The organism is uncultured Anaerococcus sp., from assembly GCF_937934665.1.
Classification (GTDB): Bacteria; Bacillota; Clostridia; order Tissierellales; family Peptoniphilaceae; genus Anaerococcus.
This window is the reverse complement of sequence record NZ_CALGYW010000159.1, coordinates 1-2,695: the sequence shown is the minus strand read 5'-3', so window position 1 is coordinate 2,695 and position 2,695 is coordinate 1. Positions and strand designations below refer to the sequence as shown.

General features: G+C 36.0%; 4 protein-coding genes. All 4 read left to right on the top strand.

Going from position 1 to position 2,695, the window contains the following annotated elements; translation table 11 throughout:
• On the top strand, positions 1–440 hold a 440-nt coding region (locus Q0410_RS08215; protein WP_299035537.1), incomplete at its 5' end, for a hypothetical protein.
• Positions 441–597: 157 nt separating this feature from the next.
• Positions 598–1,620 (top strand): hypothetical protein, encoded by a 1,023-nt coding sequence (locus Q0410_RS08210; RefSeq protein WP_299035533.1) that lies wholly within the window; start codon positions 598–600, stop codon positions 1,618–1,620.
• Between the two features lies 1 nt (position 1,621).
• Complete coding sequence (locus Q0410_RS08205) at positions 1,622–2,149, top strand: hypothetical protein (protein ID WP_299035530.1); 528 nt, start codon at positions 1,622–1,624, stop codon at positions 2,147–2,149.
• Between the two features lie 77 nt (positions 2,150–2,226).
• The coding region (locus Q0410_RS08200) for a hypothetical protein (protein WP_299035527.1) at positions 2,227–2,695 on the top strand (469 nt) is incomplete at its 3' end.

Genomic DNA, 2,695 nt, shown 5'->3' with positions numbered 1-2,695 from the left:
CTAACAAAAAAATCATAGCAGCCCTATTAATCGCTGCAACACTAACAGGATGCGATAGTCTAAATAATGATGCAAAAGATACAGAAGACACAAAAGTAGAAGAGCCAACAACTGACGAAGCTACAGCTAAAAAAGAAGGCGAAGAAGACGCAGAAGAAACTGGCTCAGCTGAAGGCGAAAAGGCTGACGAAGAAACAGCAGAAGATGCAGAAGGCGAAGAAGAAAAAGCTAGCGAAGCTGAAACAGATCCCGGTGTAACAGATAAGGAAAAACTAGAAGATGCTATCTTTAACAACAGAGTCCAAGCAAGAGCGGCAGAAATCCTTCTAGAAGAAGCTCCAGATTCTCTTACTGAAGAAAGCAAAGCTAGACTTGAGCAATTAGTAGAAGATTCTACAAAACTGATAGAACAAGCAGAAGCTCTAATCGACTCCCTATAAAATATTGAGTAGATAAAAAAAGGATAAGGCTAGTCAATCTGAGTTACAGATATTTTGAAGACTTAAAACAAGATAATATTCTCATGATCTTACCTAGCCTTATTTCTCTTTTAGATAAACTCAAATTTATTTCGGAATACGAAAGAAAGGAAGCAATATGAAAAAGAATAATTTTAAAAAAGTTCTTTTAGTCTTAGCCTTAGCAACAGCTGTTGTAGGTCCAAACTTCGAGACAACTTATGCTGCAGATAAGGTTGAGGTAGATGTCAAATACCACGACACCTATACACAATTTGAAAAAACTTTAAAAGATGCTAGGGACGCCAAAGCAAGCTATAAATACTTAAATGGATCTTACCTTAGCCAAAAAGGCTTAGATGCAGCTATAAAAGATGCTGAAGTCTACGAAGGAAAAGTAGATAAGTATAAGGGTACAGATGAGGCTAGACTTAACCTAATCACAGCTACAACAAACCTTAAGGCAGCTATTGATGCCCTAAATGGTAGCAAAACCTCAACTAAAGAATTGGGAGAATTGGTAGGAGCAAATGATGACTTTATCAACTCTTTTGTCTTTAAATTAGCAAATAAAAAAGAAAAAGACGCCTACCTAGACGCCTATGACAAGGCCTATAGAACTTATCTTTACAACAAAGATGGCGAAAGTATATCAAAAGCCAAGGTAGATGGTATTGTCAAAAATCTAAAAACTGCTAAGGAAGCCATAACAAAAACTTACGCTCCACTTGCAAGTAAGCAAGTCCTAAAAGATGAGATTAGCTTAGCAAATAGTCTTAGAAATGATAGAGATAAGTATACAAAGAAAAGTTTTGATTCCTTCTTATCAGCCCTAAGACTTGCAGAAACAAGCGTAGAAGATAAGTCAAATATCAAAACTGCTGAAGAATACAAAGAACTAACAAACACACTTAAGTCAGCAAGAGAAGCCCTAGTTGAAAAAACATCAGAAGATGAAAAAACAAAAGATCAAATCAAAAAACTAGAAGAAGCTAAAGAAAACAACAAAACATCTACAGCTGCTGCTAGACTTTTACTAGAAATAGCTCCAGAAAAAGTAAAAGACGTAAAGGGCGAACTATTAAAATTGATAAATGAATCAGAAGAGTTAATAAAAATGGCTGACAAACTAATAAACGAGCTTAAGGGAATAAAGGGATAGTATGAAAATATTAAAAAAAATAGCACTTTCACTCCTAGCAGCAAACCTGGCATTTTTAGGCCTAGGCCAAGCAAATGTTAGAGAAGTTTATGCTGCAGAAAGTCAAAATACTGATATAAAATATGATATTCAAAAGCAAAACCTGCTCCTTGCTGTAACAGACAGCGTAAATGTTCAAAGCACTGAAGCTTATGCGTCCTATGTATCAGACAACGCAAGAGCAGTTTACCAGCAAGCGGTAGCTGATGGAAGAGCTGTCCTAGAAAAAGGTGACGCTGCAACCTACGAAGAGCTAAACATAGCAACAAGCAAGATTCAAAATGCAAAATTAGCCCTAAAAAACGAAGCAGATAAGTCTATACAAAATATCAAGCTAAGAGAAGCAGTAGAAAGAAATAAAATTAGAATAAGCGCTGCTAGACTATTACTTGAAACAGCACCTAAAAAGGTAGCCAGCATCAAGGGACAATTACTAAACCTAATCAAGGAGTCAGAAGCCTTAATCAAGGCGGCAGAAGCTATTTTATAAAAAATATAACTAGCAAGATATAAAAATCTAGCAAGATTTGTATCTAGTCTTGCTAGTTATTTTATTATGGAGAAAAAATGAGAAAGATAAAACGACTAAGCCTTGCCCTAGCTATGCTTCTTTGTCTAGGCCTACCAGCAAAAAAAGTAGAAGCCTCGGTAGAAAATGAAAGAAAAATCATAGACATAGATACTAAAAGGCACAAAGATGTCCTAGAAATGGCCCAAAAAGCCATCAAAGAAGGAAGGGTCAAAGGCTCAAAGAACAAACTAGAAGCCCTAAAAGAAGCCATCGATGACATGGCAGAGCTCTTAGGAGATATAGAAAAACTCCAAGACACCTATAGGGACAATATAAGAATAAGAGATGACATAAGAAGTCACCTAGAAAATAGGGATAAGTATTTTACTGTAAATATAGGCAGAGTAACAGGTAATAAAAAGATATCAGAGCTTTTTCTTGATGTAGCCAAGGAAGACGACTATTTTTATTATGGCCAGTACGGATCAACAAGGATTGGCACATCATATAATCCAGGCAAGTCAA